The sequence below is a fragment of the Tenacibaculum pelagium genome (genome assembly GCF_014062345.1).
Classification (GTDB): domain Bacteria; phylum Bacteroidota; class Bacteroidia; order Flavobacteriales; family Flavobacteriaceae; genus Polaribacter; species Polaribacter pelagius.
On record NZ_JACGLS010000004.1, the window covers coordinates 31,279 to 45,843 of the forward strand.

16 protein-coding genes are annotated in these 14,565 nt (G+C 30.6%); 9 read left to right on the plus strand and 7 right to left on the minus strand.

The window, feature by feature from the left end; all coding sequences use genetic code 11:
- The first annotated feature begins 45 nt into the window (after positions 1–45).
- Complete coding sequence (locus H3Z83_RS09140; protein WP_182125184.1) at positions 46–1,020, plus strand: alpha/beta hydrolase family protein; 975 nt, start codon at positions 46–48, stop codon at positions 1,018–1,020.
- Between the two features lie 54 nt (positions 1,021–1,074).
- On the opposite strand, the gene H3Z83_RS09145 is transcribed toward H3Z83_RS09140, so the two are convergent.
- From H3Z83_RS09145 to H3Z83_RS09155, 3 genes are all read right to left on the minus strand, one after another.
- The gene (locus tag H3Z83_RS09145; protein ID WP_182125185.1) at positions 1,075–1,437 is read right to left on the minus strand and encodes a cupredoxin domain-containing protein; all 363 of its coding nucleotides are present in this window, start codon (positions 1,435–1,437) and stop codon (positions 1,075–1,077) included.
- Positions 1,438–1,550: 113 nt separating this feature from the next.
- Positions 1,551–2,108 (minus strand): carboxymuconolactone decarboxylase family protein, encoded by a 558-nt coding sequence (locus H3Z83_RS09150; protein ID WP_182125186.1) that lies wholly within the window; start codon positions 2,106–2,108, stop codon positions 1,551–1,553.
- 576 nt (positions 2,109–2,684) lie between these two features.
- Positions 2,685–3,530: a helix-turn-helix domain-containing protein gene (locus H3Z83_RS09155; protein ID WP_182125187.1), complete on the minus strand. Its 846-nt coding sequence runs from the start codon at positions 3,528–3,530 to the stop codon at positions 2,685–2,687.
- An 88-nt stretch (positions 3,531–3,618) separates the two neighbouring features.
- Here H3Z83_RS09155 and H3Z83_RS09160 point away from each other — a divergent pair, with 88 nt between their 5' ends.
- From H3Z83_RS09160 to H3Z83_RS09185, 6 genes are all read left to right on the plus strand, one after another.
- Positions 3,619–4,239, plus strand: coding sequence for a DUF6973 domain-containing protein (locus H3Z83_RS09160; RefSeq protein WP_182125188.1), 621 nt, complete (start codon positions 3,619–3,621; stop codon positions 4,237–4,239).
- Positions 4,239–4,919, plus strand: coding sequence for an alpha/beta fold hydrolase (locus H3Z83_RS09165; protein ID WP_182125189.1), 681 nt, complete (start codon positions 4,239–4,241; stop codon positions 4,917–4,919). The genes H3Z83_RS09160 and H3Z83_RS09165 overlap by 1 nt, the downstream gene beginning before the upstream one ends.
- 138 nt (positions 4,920–5,057) lie before the next feature.
- Positions 5,058–6,095 carry a dienelactone hydrolase family protein gene (locus H3Z83_RS09170; RefSeq protein WP_182125190.1) on the plus strand — a complete coding sequence of 346 codons (1,038 nt, stop codon included), beginning with the start codon at positions 5,058–5,060 and terminating at the stop codon, positions 6,093–6,095.
- Positions 6,096–6,356: 261 nt separating this feature from the next.
- On the plus strand, positions 6,357–7,034 hold the full coding sequence (locus H3Z83_RS09175) for a succinate dehydrogenase cytochrome b subunit (RefSeq protein ID WP_182125431.1): 678 nt from the start codon (positions 6,357–6,359) through the stop codon (positions 7,032–7,034).
- A 15-nt stretch (positions 7,035–7,049) separates the two neighbouring features.
- Positions 7,050–9,065, plus strand: a complete 2,016-nt coding sequence (locus H3Z83_RS09180) for a fumarate reductase/succinate dehydrogenase flavoprotein subunit (RefSeq protein ID WP_182125191.1) — start codon at positions 7,050–7,052, stop codon at positions 9,063–9,065.
- An 8-nt stretch (positions 9,066–9,073) separates the two neighbouring features.
- Positions 9,074–9,829, plus strand: coding sequence for a succinate dehydrogenase/fumarate reductase iron-sulfur subunit (locus tag H3Z83_RS09185; RefSeq protein ID WP_182125192.1), 756 nt, complete (start codon positions 9,074–9,076; stop codon positions 9,827–9,829).
- A gap of 51 nt (positions 9,830–9,880) precedes the next feature.
- Here the strand turns inward: H3Z83_RS09185 and H3Z83_RS09190 are convergent, their stop codons facing one another.
- Entirely contained in the window at positions 9,881–10,264 is a 384-nt protein-coding gene (locus tag H3Z83_RS09190) for a DUF1573 domain-containing protein (protein ID WP_182125193.1), read from the minus strand.
- A 487-nt stretch (positions 10,265–10,751) separates the two neighbouring features.
- Between H3Z83_RS09190 and H3Z83_RS09195 the strand changes: the two genes are divergently transcribed.
- Together H3Z83_RS09195 and H3Z83_RS09200 are read left to right on the plus strand one after the other, a co-directional pair.
- Positions 10,752–11,432, plus strand: coding sequence for a sensor histidine kinase (locus tag H3Z83_RS09195; protein WP_246337523.1), 681 nt, complete (start codon positions 10,752–10,754; stop codon positions 11,430–11,432).
- A 4-nt stretch (positions 11,433–11,436) separates the two neighbouring features.
- Complete coding sequence (locus tag H3Z83_RS09200) at positions 11,437–12,114, plus strand: LytR/AlgR family response regulator transcription factor (RefSeq protein WP_182125195.1); 678 nt, start codon at positions 11,437–11,439, stop codon at positions 12,112–12,114.
- Between the two features lie 24 nt (positions 12,115–12,138).
- Here H3Z83_RS09200 and H3Z83_RS09205 read toward each other — a convergent pair whose 3' ends face one another.
- Genes H3Z83_RS09205 through H3Z83_RS09215 form a run of 3 tightly spaced genes read right to left on the minus strand, consistent with a single transcriptional unit; the run spans position 12,139 to position 14,502 of the window.
- Positions 12,139–13,296 (minus strand): endonuclease, encoded by a 1,158-nt coding sequence (locus H3Z83_RS09205; protein WP_182125196.1) that lies wholly within the window; start codon positions 13,294–13,296, stop codon positions 12,139–12,141.
- Between the two features lie 19 nt (positions 13,297–13,315).
- A complete protein-coding gene (locus H3Z83_RS09210; protein ID WP_182125197.1) occupies positions 13,316–13,921 on the minus strand; it encodes an NAD(P)/FAD-dependent oxidoreductase in 606 nt (201 codons plus the stop codon).
- Positions 13,921–14,502, minus strand: a complete 582-nt coding sequence (locus tag H3Z83_RS09215) for a MarC family protein (protein ID WP_182125198.1) — start codon at positions 14,500–14,502, stop codon at positions 13,921–13,923. Before H3Z83_RS09215 ends, H3Z83_RS09210 begins: the two co-directional genes overlap by 1 nt.
- Between the last annotated feature and the right edge of the window lie 63 nt (positions 14,503–14,565).

The following is a 14,565-nucleotide window of genomic DNA, read 5'->3' on the forward strand; positions in this document are numbered from 1 at the left end:
CTTTTTTGATTATTTTCGAATTAAAAATTTGCTAATTACATTATAATGAAACTTCTTAAATTACTGCTAGTCTTTCTAGTTTTCTTATCTAGTCAAGCTCAAGAAAAAAAACTTTTAATCAAACAAAATATAATCTCTGACTGGTCTAAATACCCTATTTATAAGAAATTAATCACTACCAATGATGGAAAAGAAACTTGGAAGCAAAACTTTAAATATATTGATGATATTGATGTTTACGCTATAACATATTTAAGTGATGGTTTAAAAATTAATGGTTTTATGGCTAAACCTAAAAAACCTGGAAAATATCCATGTATCATATACAACAGAGGAGGAAATAGAGAAATGGGAGCTTTAAAAGTTTATCATGGAATTCTTCCTCTAGGTAAAATAGCAAAAGAAGGTTACATTGTAATTGCGAGTCAATATAGAGGAAATGGAGGAAGTGAAGGAAAAGAAGAGTTTGGAGGTAATGATGTAAATGATGTTACCGTTTTAACAGATGTATTGAAAGAAGTTAAAGGTGCTAATACAAAAAAGATAGGAATGTATGGCTGGAGTAGGGGTGGTATGATGACTTACATTGCACTAACTAAAATGAATAAGATTAAAACTGCAGTAGTAGGTGGAGCCCTTTCTGATAGCCGTTTAACTATAAGAAATAGACCTATAATGGAAACCCGTGTATTTGGAGAACTGATTCCTGATTATAAAAACAATAAAGAAGAAGAGTTAAATAAGCGTTCAGTTATTAAATGGGTTGACAAGTTTCCAAAAAAAATTCCTATTTTAATGCTTCATGGAAATGCTGACTGGAGAGTGAAACCTGAACACAGTTTAAATTTAGCTTTGGAATTTGAAAAACATAGAATTCCTTATAGGTTAATAATGTTTGAAGGGGGAGATCATGGTATAACAGAACATAAAGAAGAGGTTAACATTCAAGTAATAAACTGGTTTAACAAATACTTAAAAAACGATACCTCTATACCAAATATGGAGTATCATGGAAGATAAAACAAAAACCCAGCTAAATTGCTGGGTTTTATTTTACAGTATATTTATATAAATTTATTCAACTCTTAAAGTATATTGAGGTGTTGGATTTAACGGACAAAAATATACGTATTCTCCTTTTTTAAGGGTTACTTTTTTAGAAGTAGACTTGCTATTGTTTTTAACCAAAGAAGTTACGTAGGCATCTTTAATATGATGCTCTGCTTCTACTTTTCCTTTAGGTGCTAATACAAAACCTACATCGTGCCCTACAGCATTGTTTGAAATTTCAAAAACATAAGTTCCTTCTTTTAAAGTCAACTCTTTTTGTGTGAACTCACCTTTTGTTTGTTCTAAAGCTACTGTTTTTACATCTTGTGCGTTTGCTTGAAAAGCGATACCTAATGTTAATACTAAAATTGCAATAATTCGTTTCATTTTGATTTGTTTTTATAATTAATTAAAGGTTGAGTAGCTCTGTAGTTCCATAACTTCTTTTTTATAGAAATGTCTCACAGAAAACTACAAAAGCTAACTCAAAAAGTTTTTTATTAAGCATTTACTATAAATTTCCCTGCTTCAACACTTGGAAAATCTACTTCTGTTTCTGCAATGTGATTTACATAATTAGTTAAAGTGTTCGCAACTACATTTAACACGATCTCTAAAATATCTCCATCATTATATCCGGCAGCTTTTGCTGCTGCTAATTCTTCAGAGCTTACATTCCCTCTATTCTTAGTTACACTTTGTGCAAAATTTAATCCTGCTTGTACTTTAGCATCAGAAGATAATCCTTGTCTGTTTTGCTCAGTTTCTGCATCTGTTAAACCATTCATTTTTCCAATAGCAGTATGTGCAGATAAACAGTAGTTACATTCATTTTCTTCAGCAATTGCTAATGCTAATTGCTCTCTAAATTTGTTAGAAAAGTTTCCGCTTGCTGTTAACTCACCTAAACTCAAATAGGTTTGTAAAGTTGCTGGAGAATTACCAAATACTTTAATTAAATTTGGTATGAATCCTAGTTTCTTTTGAACGGCATCAAATAATTCTTTTGATTTACCTGTTGTTGTTTCTGGATTTAATGTTTCAATTCTTGTACTCATCTTTTGTATGTTTTAAGGTTATTATTTTGTTTGATTACAACTGCATAATTCTCTTTCAGGATTTTGCTCGTCGTATGTTTGATATCCCCAACAATTAGGGCATTGGTAATTTTCTCTTGTTTTCATCTTTTTTACTTTTTAAACTAACCATGAAAACCATTGGTTAAAAATTCTGATACAAAGATGCGATGAGAATAGACCTTAAAAAATGGACAAAAGTTCCTAAGACTTGGACTAAAGAATATTTTTTAAAACATTTTAATTTCTTAACCTATGTTAATTATTAGATTTAAAAGAAGCTATATATTTGAGACATAATTATAAATATACTTACCCCCTTAAAGAAGTATATTCCCTTAATTAATACCCCTTATACTCGTAGCCCTTGTGTGTTACGAGTTTTTTTATGCTTAAAAAATGATTTATTAACATATGTTAATGGATTGACTATGAATGACATATATATTTGCAGTGTTATTTATAATTAATATTTCCCTTAATATTATTACCCCCTTAAAATAACACATCCCCAAAAATAAACCCCTTACTCGTAGCCCTTGTGTGTTGCGAGTTTTTTTATGCTCTATTTTCTTTTTGAAATTGTTTTGGCGATTGCCCTGTTGCTTTAGTAAAAAAGCGAGAAAAGTATGCTGGATCGTTAAACCCTAAATCGAATGCAATAAATTTTACTGCTTGTGTAGAATATAACAATTGACGTTTAGCTTCAGTAATTATTCTATTTTTTATAAAATCACTTGGGGTTTTAATTCCTGTTTTATGAAAACTCTTAGTTAGCGATTTAGGAGATACTCCTAATCGATTTGCATAGTCGGTAACGCTGTGTAGTTTTTTAAAATTTTGCTCTACTAACAAACTGAAATCTTTAAATAATTTTGTTGTTGCATCTTCTTTAATAACATGATACTCTTTTTTTATTCGAACAGAATGAATAATAAATTGTTTTAAATAAGCTTGCAACATGTCGTATTGAGCAGTATCTGAACTCTTAAATTCATCAATTAAATTTTCTATAATAAAATTTAGTTTCTGAATATCTTGTTCACAAGGTTTTACAAACGGTGTTTCATAAACATTATTAAACAACACTCCGTTACAAGCAATTTCAGAATCGTGCGTTTGAATGCAATAAAAATCTTGTACAAAACTTAACTGATAGGCTTCTTTTATTTTTTCAGAATCAACTGAAAAAATTTGCCCTGGCGATAAAAAAAACAACACACTACCATCAAATGAGTAGGTTTCAAAATCGATATGATAAGTACCTTTTCCTTCCTTAATCCAAAATATTTTATAGGTATTTATTTGTTCTGGTTTATTAACCACACAAGCTTTTTCAAATTGCACAGTTTGCAATGAAAAAACATCTTGATATCTATAAGTTTTTATATCTTGAATAGCCATTGTTTTGCATAGTTTTATTCTTGGTCGAAAAAATATGGTTAGCTAACAAAACAAGGCTATATTTGAAGTAAAATTCTTACTATCTAGAATGAAAAAACATCTCTTTATTATTTTTATATTATTGAGTTCATTTATGTTCTCACAATCCAATTGGCAAAAATTTAAAAAACTATCGCCTTCAAAGAGAATGTGGGTGTTATTTCATCCTTTTAAAGCTAAAAAAGCTTTATTGATTTCTAATGAAGCTAATAAAGTTGCGGATTCTATTAAAAAATCACCACTATTAGACGGTGATGCAGCTGGTGGGCAGGTAGATGCTTTTCGTCACGCTTATTGGATGGCTCGTTTGCATCAAGAAATAGGAAAAAGTGCTGCTAGATCTTTAGGAAAAGCTCATGAAAAAGAGAACTATAAAACTTATAAAGAAAGAAAATTAGAAGATGGAGTAGTTCCTGATAAAATCTCATCTACTATGGACTTATTTAATAACGAAGTTGGACTCTCACTTACTCAAAAAAACAAAAGAAGTTCTAAAAAAGGATTGATTTACAAAGTTATTAATGCCATTCAAGCAGGAAAATTAAAAATCATAAAAAAAAATGGTAACGGACAGTTTTTAACTTGCGACAACACCCTAATTTTAAAAGAATCATTAAAGGGTAAATGGATAAATAATAAGTGTTTAGTCTCTTCTAATTACAAACCATAATGCAAAAAGTATATTTTATTTCTGGTACTATGTGTACGGCTGATTTATGGCAATTTGTATTTCCTAATTTAGAAAATATTCTACCAGTTCATATCGATATAACACCTGCAAAGTCTTTTGAAGAAATCAACCAAATTATACTTTCTGAAATAACCGATCCAACAACTATTATTGGGTTTTCTTTAGGTGGATTTTCTGCGATGAATTTTGCAATTCATCATCCAGAAAAAGTTAAAAAACTAGTTATTATTGCCGCTACTACGAATGGGTTAAACGATAAAGAAATTCAACTACGAAAAAGCACTATTGAGTTTTTAGAAAGCCATAACTACAAAGGAATTTCACAAGCGAGAATTCAACAGTTTTTACATCCAGATAATCATCAAAACCAAAAATTATCTGGCATCATCAAAAAAATGGATGCTGATTTAGGTAAAAAAGTTTTAATCCGTCAACTAAAAGCGACTTCTTCTAGATTAGATATTTCTCAAGAAGTTTTAAAATTAAATATTCCAATACTATTTATTGCTGCTGAAAATGATAATTTAGTATCTGCATCGAGTATAAAAGAATTCTCAAACCAAATTAAAAAAGGAAAACATTTAATCTTTAAAAATTGTGGCCATATGATTCCTTTAGAAAAACCTGAAGAACTATCTCATATTTTAAATTTAGTTTGATTCTTAATCTAAAAACAAATATCTTTCGCTAACGTTCAATATAAATCATTAAAACGGATTCATATTCTGAAACGAGTTGGCAAACATTTAATGCAACACTCGAAAATTTAATCAGTCTTTATAGGAAACGTAAAATCTATGAAATTAATTCTTTTAGCAATAATCTCTTTACTTTTCACTTGTCAAAGTTTTGGTCAAAAAAAATATTTTGAAAATAAATTTGAACATTATTCAATAATAAAAAATAATGATACAATAAACTTTCATACATACTCAAATGGGAATCTCTTGTTAAAAAAAAGTGTTCTTTTATACATTCAAGGTTCTGGAAGTGAACCTTTTTATAAATTAATTAAACATATAGATACAATTAAAACTTCAAAAAATGAAGAACCAAAAATTAAAAAGTATCTCGAAGTTAGCAAAACTTTACCTTTTGATTTAAAAACATTTCCTAAAGACTATTTATTAGTTGCTATTTCTAAAAAAGATATTCCTTTTGAAATATTTGGAAATCATTTTAAAGTTCCAAAATCATTTTATGAAAATGACAACTTAAATTATAGAGTTTGGCAAGCTAATGAAGTCGTAAATTACCTTTTAAATAATATTTTAAAAAAGCAAACTAAAGTTATTCTTTTTGGTCATTCAGAAGGCACTGAAGTTGTTGCCAAACTAGGAACAATCAATAATAAAATTTCAAATATTGGCTATTTTTCAGGTGGAGGAAATGCTCAATATTACGATTTTATACTTGATATTAGAAAACATGTCCAAAGAGGGGAAATGACAGAGGAGGAATCAATCATAGAAACTGAAAAGGTTTTTAATGAAATAAAAGACATATATAAACATCCTAATAGTTTAACAAAAAAATGGTTAGGACATTCTTATAGCAAATGGAGTTCATCTGTAGAACCATCAATTGATAATTTATTAAAAATTAATATTCCAATATATGTTGCGCACGGAGCAAAAGACAAAGCTGTTCCAATAGAGTCAGCATATTTAATACCAATTGAATTCATTAGGAATAAAAAAACAAATTTGACATTTAAAGTATATCCTAAATTAGACCATTCGTTTTCTATATTACCACAATCTGAAAACGAAGAGTATGTAGAAAAATGGAATGAAGTTCTTGAAGAGTTTTTGAAATGGTGCGAAATGAATTAAAAAACGATTTGCCAACACCGTATAAAATTAATTGCTGGTTTTAACTAACTTACGAAAGTCCTCTCGGACTTCCTATCTGGGATTTATTTGCTAAATTTAATGCTTACACGCAGCTAATCTTATTCAAACACGTTAGCGAAAAGCTAATTATTCCCTTTTCTATTTAAACCCATTCTAAATATTTAAGAAAAGAATTCGTAAAGTTTGTGCAAGTAGCCTGTACCCCTTAAATTTGTGTTTATTATTTAATCAACAAACAAAATAATGGGATTATTAAAATCTTCTATCGGAAGAAAATTTGCCATGGCACTTTCGGCATTCTTCCTGATGTTTTTCTTATTACAACATTTTGCAATAAACATCACTTCTATTTTTCCTGATAACGGAGCAACATTTAACAAGCTTTCTCATTTTATGGGAACCAATGGTTTGGTACAATATGTTATGCAACCTATCTTGATTTTTGGTGTAGTTTTTCACTTTGTAATGGGATTCATTCTAGAATTAAAAAACAAAAGTGCTCGTAAGGTAAGCTATGCTAAAAACAACGGAGCTGCTAATTCTACTTGGATGAGTAGAAACATGATTTGGTCTGGTTTAGCAATTTTAGCATTCGTAGTATTACACTTTATCGATTTTTGGTTTCCTGAAATCAATACCAAGTTCATTCAAGGCGATTGGAGTGGGTTACACGATGGTGAATTTAGATACTTCCATGAATTACAACACAAGTTTTTAAGCCCTATTAGAGTAGGTGCTTATATAATAGCATTTGTGTTTTTAGCAATGCACTTATTACACGGATTTAACTCTGCTTTCCAATCAGTTGGAGCAAACAATAAGTATACAAAAGGATTGAAAACATTCAGTAAAATTTACGCAATTGGTATTCCTGTAGGGTTTATCATTATTGCGTTATTTCACCATTTCAATCACTAATAAAACCACTTAACTATGGCAATTTTAGATTCAAAAGTACCAAAAGGTCCATTAAAAGATAAGTGGACAGATTATAAAGATCATATCGATTTAGTGAATCCAGCCAACAAACGTTTAATCGACGTTATTGTTGTAGGAACAGGTTTAGCAGGAGGTTCTGCCTCAGCAACCTTAGCTGAATTAGGATATAATGTAAAAGCATTTGCATATCAAGATTCTCCACGTAGAGCGCACTCTATTGCTGCTCAAGGGGGAATTAACGCTGCAAAAAATTATCAAGGAGATGGTGATTCTTTCTACCGTTTATTTTACGATACTGTAAAAGGTGGAGATTATCGTTCTCGTGAAGCAAACGTATATCGTTTAGCACAAGTTTCAGCAAATATTATCGACCAATGTGTGGCTCAAGGAGTTCCTTTTGCACGTGATTATGGAGGTCAGTTAGATAACCGTTCGTTTGGTGGTGTATTAGTTTCGAGAACTTTTTATGCTAAGGGACAAACTGGTCAACAGTTATTATTAGGAGCGTATTCAGCAATGAACCGTCAAATTGCTCGTGGAAAGATTGAAATGTTCAATCGTCACGAAATGTTAGATGTTGTTATTGTTGATGGAAAAGCTCGTGGAATTATTGCTCGTAACTTAGTTACTGGAGAAATTGAACGTCATTCAGCTCATGCGGTAGTAATTGCTTCTGGTGGATATGGAAATGTATATTTCTTATCAACCAATGCCATGGGTTCTAATGCAACTGCTGCTTGGAAAATTCATAAAAAGGGAGCGTATTTCGCTAACCCTTGTTATACACAAATTCACCCAACGTGTATTCCTCGTTCTGGTGATTATCAATCTAAGTTAACCTTAATGTCTGAGTCGTTACGTAACGATGGTCGTATTTGGGTTCCTAAAAGTATGGATGATGTAATGGCAATTAGAGAAGGTCGTAAAAAACCAACCGATTTGTCTGAAGATGAAAGAGATTACTACTTAGAAAGAAGATATCCTGCATTTGGTAACTTAGTACCACGTGATGTTGCCTCTCGTGCAGCAAAAGAACGTTGTGATGCTGGTTACGGAGTAAATGCAACAGGTGAAGCTGTTTATTTAGATTTTAAATCAGCTATTGAACGTTATGGAAAAGAGCAAGCTAAATTAAAGCATGTTACAAATCCAACTGCCAAAGAAATATATGATTTAGGTAAAGCGATCGTAGAAGCAAAATACGGAAACTTATTCCAAATGTATGAGAAGATTGTAGATGACAATCCATACGAAACTCCAATGATGATTTATCCTGCAACGCACTATACAATGGGTGGTGTTTGGGTTGATTATAACTTAATGACAACTGTTAACGGATTATACTGTATCGGTGAAGCAAACTTCTCTGATCACGGTGCTAACCGTTTAGGAGCTTCAGCCTTAATGCAAGGTTTAGCTGATGGTTATTTCGTATTACCTTACACTATTGGAGATTATTTATCTGATGATATTCGTACAGGAAAAATACCAACAGATACTAAAGAATTTGATGAGGCTGAAAAGGAAGTAACTGAGCGTATCAACTTCTTCGTTAACAATAAAGGAGAACATTCTGTAGATTATTACCACAAGAAATTAGGAAAAATCATGTGGGAAAAATGTGGAATGGCGCGTAACGAACAAGGTTTAAAAGAAGCTATGGCTGAAATTAAAGCTTTACGTGAAGATTTCTGGAAAAATGTAACTGTTCCTGGTGATGCTAACGAAATGAATCCTGAACTAGAAAAAGCTGGTAGAGTAGCTGATTTCCTAGAATTAGGTGAATTATTTGCTAAGGATGCATTAAATAGAAACGAATCTTGTGGTGGTCACTTTAGAGAAGAATCTGTTGAATTAGACGGATTACAAAAAGGTGAAGCTAAACGTAATGATAAAGATTATGCTTACGTTGCTGCATGGGAATACAAAGGAGAACCTGCTGATGCAGTTTTACATAAAGAAGAATTAGAGTTTAACGATATTGAATTGAAACAACGTTCATACAAATAAGAAAAGATATGAGTAACATGAATCTTACGCTAAGCATTTGGAGACAAAAAGGAGCGAACGATAAAGGAAAAATGGTAGACTATAAAGTTACCGATATTTCTGAACATATGTCTTTCTTAGAAATGATGGACGTATTAAACGAACAATTAATTAACCAAGGTGAAGAACCTGTTGCTTTTGATCATGATTGTCGTGAAGGAATTTGCGGTATGTGTTCAATGTATATTAACGGTGAAGCTCACGGACCAGATCGAGGTGTAACTACTTGTCAGTTACATATGCGTATGTTTAAAGATGGTGACACGATTACAATTGAACCATTTAGAGCAGCTGCATTCCCAGTAATTAAAGATTTAGTAGTTGATAGAAGTTCTTTTGAACGTATTCAACAAGCGGGTGGATATATTTCTGTGAATACTTCTGGTAATACACAAGATGCAAATGCAATCTTAATTCCAAAAGAAGATGCTGATAAAGCAATGGATGCAGCAACTTGTATTGGTTGTGGAGCTTGTGTTGCTACTTGTAAAAACTCATCTGCTATGTTATTTGTAGGAGCTAAAGTATCACAATATGCTTTATTACCACAAGGACAAGTTGAAGCTACTGATCGTGTTTTAAACATGGTAAAGCAAATGGACGAAGAAGGTTTTGGTAACTGTACCAACACTGGAGCTTGTGAAATTGAATGTCCGAAAGGAATTTCTTTAGAAAACATTGCTCGTATGAATACCGAGTTTATGAAGGCAAGCTTAAAAGGATAGACTATCTTTTATATATAAAAAACCCCGAGTTAAAACTCGGGGTTTTTATTTTTAGTTTACAGCTACTGCAGATTTGTTTTCTACATAACCTTTAATTTTTAGCATTTTTCTTGATGTTTTTGCATTAGAAATTACTGTGATAGCTTTTGAAAATCCACCAAGTCTCTTGGTATCATAAGAAACTTCTATTTGCCCTTTTTCTCCAGGCATAATTGGTCTTTCTGGTTTTTTAGGAACTGTGCATCCACAAGTAGATTTTATATCCTTAATAATTAAAGGCGCGTCACCAACATTTTTGAATTCAAATACTTTAACTCCATCTTCTCCTTGATTTATCTTTCCATAATCAATTGAAGCTGTTTCAAATTTTAATTCTTGTGCGTTTATCATAAACGTAGATAAACCAATTGCGATTAATAATACAATTCTTTTCATTTTTAGTTAATTTAAGTTAGTATTCCGTTTATTTTCTTCGAAACTACTAGATATCAATCATCCTATAAAAATAAATAGTACATACAGCACATAAACTTATTTAAACAACTATGAGGTTGTATTTCGTACCGAAGAACATGTTGTTTGTACTTCATTTTTTGAATACTGTTTATAAATTACTTATTTTGAGGTATTGTATATGGACTTTATAAAAAAACATAGTGCCGAAATTTTAATTCATATTTTATTTTGGTCGTTATTTACATTTATCTCGCTATTTGTTTTTACTCAATACTATTGGGCAGAAAACCCTTTTTTACAGTATTTTTTTATTTTGGTGGTTATTGTTTATACTAATAATCAGGTACTACTTCCTTTTTTTGTTAAAAAGAAATGGTACGTTTTTTACGGTTTCATTTTTATACTAATTTCTTTCTTAGCAACTCAGTTATATTGTTATGTTTTTACTCGATGTGGTTGTACAATAATGAAATGTTTAAGTGATTATTTGTGGCAAACCATAACTCCGCTTTTGTTTTTCTCTTTTATATGGATGCTTTTTAGGTATATCGACCAATCTAAAGAAGTAGAACAAATTCAGCAAGAACGAACAGAAATGGAATTGAAGTTTTTGAAATCACAAATCAATCCGCATGTTTTACTAAACAACTTAAATACCATTTATTCTTACGCTATTGAAAAGCCAAATAAAGCTCCAGATTTAATTTTAAAATTATCAGACAACCTTAAGCATGTTTTATATGAAAGCAACACTAAAAAGGTCGCATTACATAAAGAAATACAGTTTATAGATAACTATGTAGCTTTTCAAAAAATAAGAACTGAAGGAATTAAGAAAATTGACTATAAAACAACAATAGATTCTGATAAACATTCAATCGCACCTTTATTATTAATTACACTTATTGAAAATGCATTTAAACATAGTGTTATAAATAGCACTATTTTTATAGACATTAATGTAGAAAAAGGTAGGTTAACCTGTATTTGTTCTAATAGCTTTGACGCTAATAAAAAGAATGATAATGACACCATAGGTTTGAATAATCTTAGAAAAAGATTGGACTTATTGTACCCAAATAGTTATGATCTTGTAATTGAAGAAAATAAAGATTTTAAAGTAATATTACAATTAGATTTAAATTAGAGCTATGAATTGTATTATTATAGAAGATGAATTACCTGCACAAATTGTTTTAAAAAGTTATATCAGAAAAGTACCTGACATTAACTTATTAGAAACATTTCAAACAGCTTTAAGCGCTAATAGCTACTTAAAAGAAAACTCTGTTGATGTTATTTTCTTAGACATTAATTTACCTGATGTTTCTGGTTTAGATTTTATAAAAACAGTTAAAAATCCACCTAAAATAATTATTACAACAGCATATCCTGATTATGCCGTTTCAAGTTTTGAATTAGAAACCATCGTAGATTATTTAGTAAAACCTTTTTCTTTTGACCGTTTTTTAAAAGCCATAACAAAAGCAGAAAAGCGTTTAAATAAAAAAGAAGAAACTGTAGAAAGAGAGGTAATACTTTTAAACATTGATAAAACAATACACAAAATATTTCTTGAGGATATTTTATACATTGAGTCTGATAGAAATTATCTGACTTTCTTTACAGAAAACAAAAAATTAACAATAATTGATTCGTTAAAAAAATGGGAAGAATCCTTAAATAAAAAAGGATTCATGCAAATACATAAATCTTATATTGTTAATAGTAAAAAGATTGAAAAGTTTACTGGAACTTATGTAATAATATCCAATTACAAATTACCAATTGGTAGAACTTATAAAGTAAAAACAAAGGCAATCCTGTAAGCTTGCCTTTGTTTTTACTAATGGTTAATCCCAAGTATTCTCTGCTGTATCTCCACCCCAAATTAGAGTTGCTAAATAAGGATTATCAATTATTGGGTTTCTATTTCCTTGATCATTTGCAATGACATTGTTACGGTTCTTTTCAAACTCAGAAACTGGGTCTTCTTTATTCCATTCTAACAATAAGTTAATCATATTAGCATCTGATGAATTAGCAGTACCAACGGCTACATTTTTAGGTAAGCATTGGCTACCGTAACGTAGATACATATACATCATCATACGAGCAACATCACCTTTCCATTCATCTCCAGGATACCAATTTCCAGATACGTCACCAGCATTACCAGATCCAGCTGCAAATTTTTTATTTTCTCTATTAGAATTCATTTTAACATCTGAAGCCCTTAAATGATGCGGGTCTGAACCTGGTGTGTCAGTATTCTCAAATTTTGGAGTACCTAATGATTTAGCATAGACGTGTTCACGGTTCCAATCTTCATTTTGAGTACCACCAGTTTCATTTTTATCTCTAGTTCTATCTGTTACTAAATTTCCGTCATTATCATTATAACCATAAATCAATAATACTTTACTGTCATCTGATGGATCTAAATCTGATTGTTTTAAAACATTCCAAACACCTGGTGTATATGATGAAACTGGATTTGTGTGTGAGTTAATCACCTTAGTAGCTAAAGCATCTTTTAAAGAAGTACCTGTTAGACTAAAGTCTATATCGTTATAATATGCTTGTAAAGCAGAAGGTATAGTAAAATTAGCATTGTTACCCCCGCCATTGTTTGAAGTGTCTTCTTTAACAGCAATAGTAACTATAGCAGTAGAACAGCTATTAGTTGTAATTGTACTACAAATAGTATACTTAAATGAATCTGTTCCAAAAAAATCTGATGCCGGAGTGTATGTGAACTTATTATTACTTTCAACTACTTTTCCATTTTTCGTTGTTGTAGTTTCAAAAGTTATTTTAATGCTTCCTGCCGTATAAGTATCATTTGCTAAAAAATCGGGTAATACAACTGAAGTATTTTCTTCAGCTTGAAAAGAATCATTTACTGCTGTAACCTTATCTTCTGAAGGGGGTGGTACAACTTCGCTATCACTTCCCCCACAATTAATGAATAATGACATTATCATTCCTAAAACTAATATTCTTTTCATCATTCTTATATTTAAAAAATTATTTTTTATCATGTACTTTCGTCGGAATATGATTATTCCAAACTGTTAATATATCGGTTGCAACGCTTGCGCCACTTCCTGCTGCGATAGCAAATTGACTACGCCAACCCGCTAAAGTTCCGCAAACATACAAACCTTTTTTTATTAAATGGTTAAAATTTCGCAATTGAACCCTGTCCTTCATTGAATTAGCTCTCATATGAGGCTCAATATATTGTTCTAATCCACTTATTTCAAATGGTTTTGAATAGTTAAGCGCTATAACTACATTTTTGCTCAAATATTCATTCTTATTTGTGATTACCTTATATCCTTCTTTGTCATCTAAAACGGCTATTACTTTCTCGTTTTCAATTTGATTTACATCTGGATATTGAGTTTTTAATTGCTCCTTACCTTGAGTTAAAATATCTTCTCCTAAAGTTCCAGTTCTTAAACCTAAAACATTATTAAATAATGCATTCTGTAAATGAGATGATCGTTGATGTAGAACTATACCAATATTTTTATCTCTAGCATACTCTTTTGTTTGAGCAGATCCTAATACCAACGCACATTGCATTCCTGAAACTCCTCCTCCAACAATTAAAACATCAAAAATCATTATGCTAGTAATACCTTAATGTTTGTAGCAAATAATTTTACAGCAATAGCTAATAATATTACTCCAAATATTTTTCGGATTATTTTAATTCCATTATTACCAATCATCTTCTCTATTTTTGAAGATGTTTTTAACACTATATATATCACCAATACATTTAACAAAACTGCTATAATGATATTACCAATGTTAAACTCTGCTCTTAAAGAAAGTAAAGTCGTTAAACTACCTGGACCAGCAATTAAAGGAAAGGCTAGAGGGAATACTGTTGCTGTTAATGTTTCATCTTCATCATCTTTATATAAGGTAATTCCTAAAATCATTTCTAAAGCAATGAAAAATAAAATAAAAGCACCTGCAACTGCAAATGAATGCACGTCTATTCCTATTAAACTTAATAAACGTTCTCCAACAAAAAGAAACAAAATCATAATAAAACCAGCAATAACTGAAGCTTTTTCAGATTGAATATGACCTACTTTTTTTCGTAAATCTATAATAATAGGAATGTTTCCAACAATATCAATTACAGCAAACAATACCATAAAGGCAGTAAAGATTTCTTTTAAATTAAAATTCATATTATGTTGTTTTTCGGGTACAAAATTAGATAAGTAATGTTACAATCTAGTATTTTTGCATCT

What these genes read in the sequence shown, in the direction of transcription:
- H3Z83_RS09180 (WP_182125191.1), top strand. Translation starts at nt 7,050, where the DNA reads ATGGCAATTTTAGATTCAAAAGTACCAAAAGGTCCATTAAAAGATAAG.
- H3Z83_RS09190 (WP_182125193.1), bottom strand. Translation starts at nt 10,264, where the DNA reads ATGAAAAGAATTGTATTATTAATCGCAATTGGTTTATCTACGTTTATG.
- H3Z83_RS09150 (WP_182125186.1), bottom strand. Translation starts at nt 2,108, where the DNA reads ATGAGTACAAGAATTGAAACATTAAATCCAGAAACAACAACAGGTAAA.
- H3Z83_RS09185 (WP_182125192.1), top strand. Translation starts at nt 9,074, where the DNA reads ATGAGTAACATGAATCTTACGCTAAGCATTTGGAGACAAAAAGGAGCG.
- H3Z83_RS09160 (WP_182125188.1), top strand. Translation starts at nt 3,619, where the DNA reads ATGAAAAAACATCTCTTTATTATTTTTATATTATTGAGTTCATTTATG.
- H3Z83_RS09140 (WP_182125184.1), top strand. Translation starts at nt 46, where the DNA reads ATGAAACTTCTTAAATTACTGCTAGTCTTTCTAGTTTTCTTATCTAGT.
- H3Z83_RS09215 (WP_182125198.1), bottom strand. Translation starts at nt 14,502, where the DNA reads ATGAATTTTAATTTAAAAGAAATCTTTACTGCCTTTATGGTATTGTTT.
- H3Z83_RS09155 (WP_182125187.1), bottom strand. Translation starts at nt 3,530, where the DNA reads ATGGCTATTCAAGATATAAAAACTTATAGATATCAAGATGTTTTTTCA.
- H3Z83_RS09145 (WP_182125185.1), bottom strand. Translation starts at nt 1,437, where the DNA reads ATGAAACGAATTATTGCAATTTTAGTATTAACATTAGGTATCGCTTTT.
- H3Z83_RS09195 (WP_246337523.1), top strand. Translation starts at nt 10,752, where the DNA reads ATGAAATGTTTAAGTGATTATTTGTGGCAAACCATAACTCCGCTTTTG.
- H3Z83_RS09210 (WP_182125197.1), bottom strand. Translation starts at nt 13,921, where the DNA reads ATGATTTTTGATGTTTTAATTGTTGGAGGAGGAGTTTCAGGAATGCAA.
- H3Z83_RS09200 (WP_182125195.1), top strand. Translation starts at nt 11,437, where the DNA reads ATGAATTGTATTATTATAGAAGATGAATTACCTGCACAAATTGTTTTA.
- H3Z83_RS09205 (WP_182125196.1), bottom strand. Translation starts at nt 13,296, where the DNA reads ATGAAAAGAATATTAGTTTTAGGAATGATAATGTCATTATTCATTAAT.
- H3Z83_RS09170 (WP_182125190.1), top strand. Translation starts at nt 5,058, where the DNA reads ATGAAATTAATTCTTTTAGCAATAATCTCTTTACTTTTCACTTGTCAA.
- H3Z83_RS09165 (WP_182125189.1), top strand. Translation starts at nt 4,239, where the DNA reads ATGCAAAAAGTATATTTTATTTCTGGTACTATGTGTACGGCTGATTTA.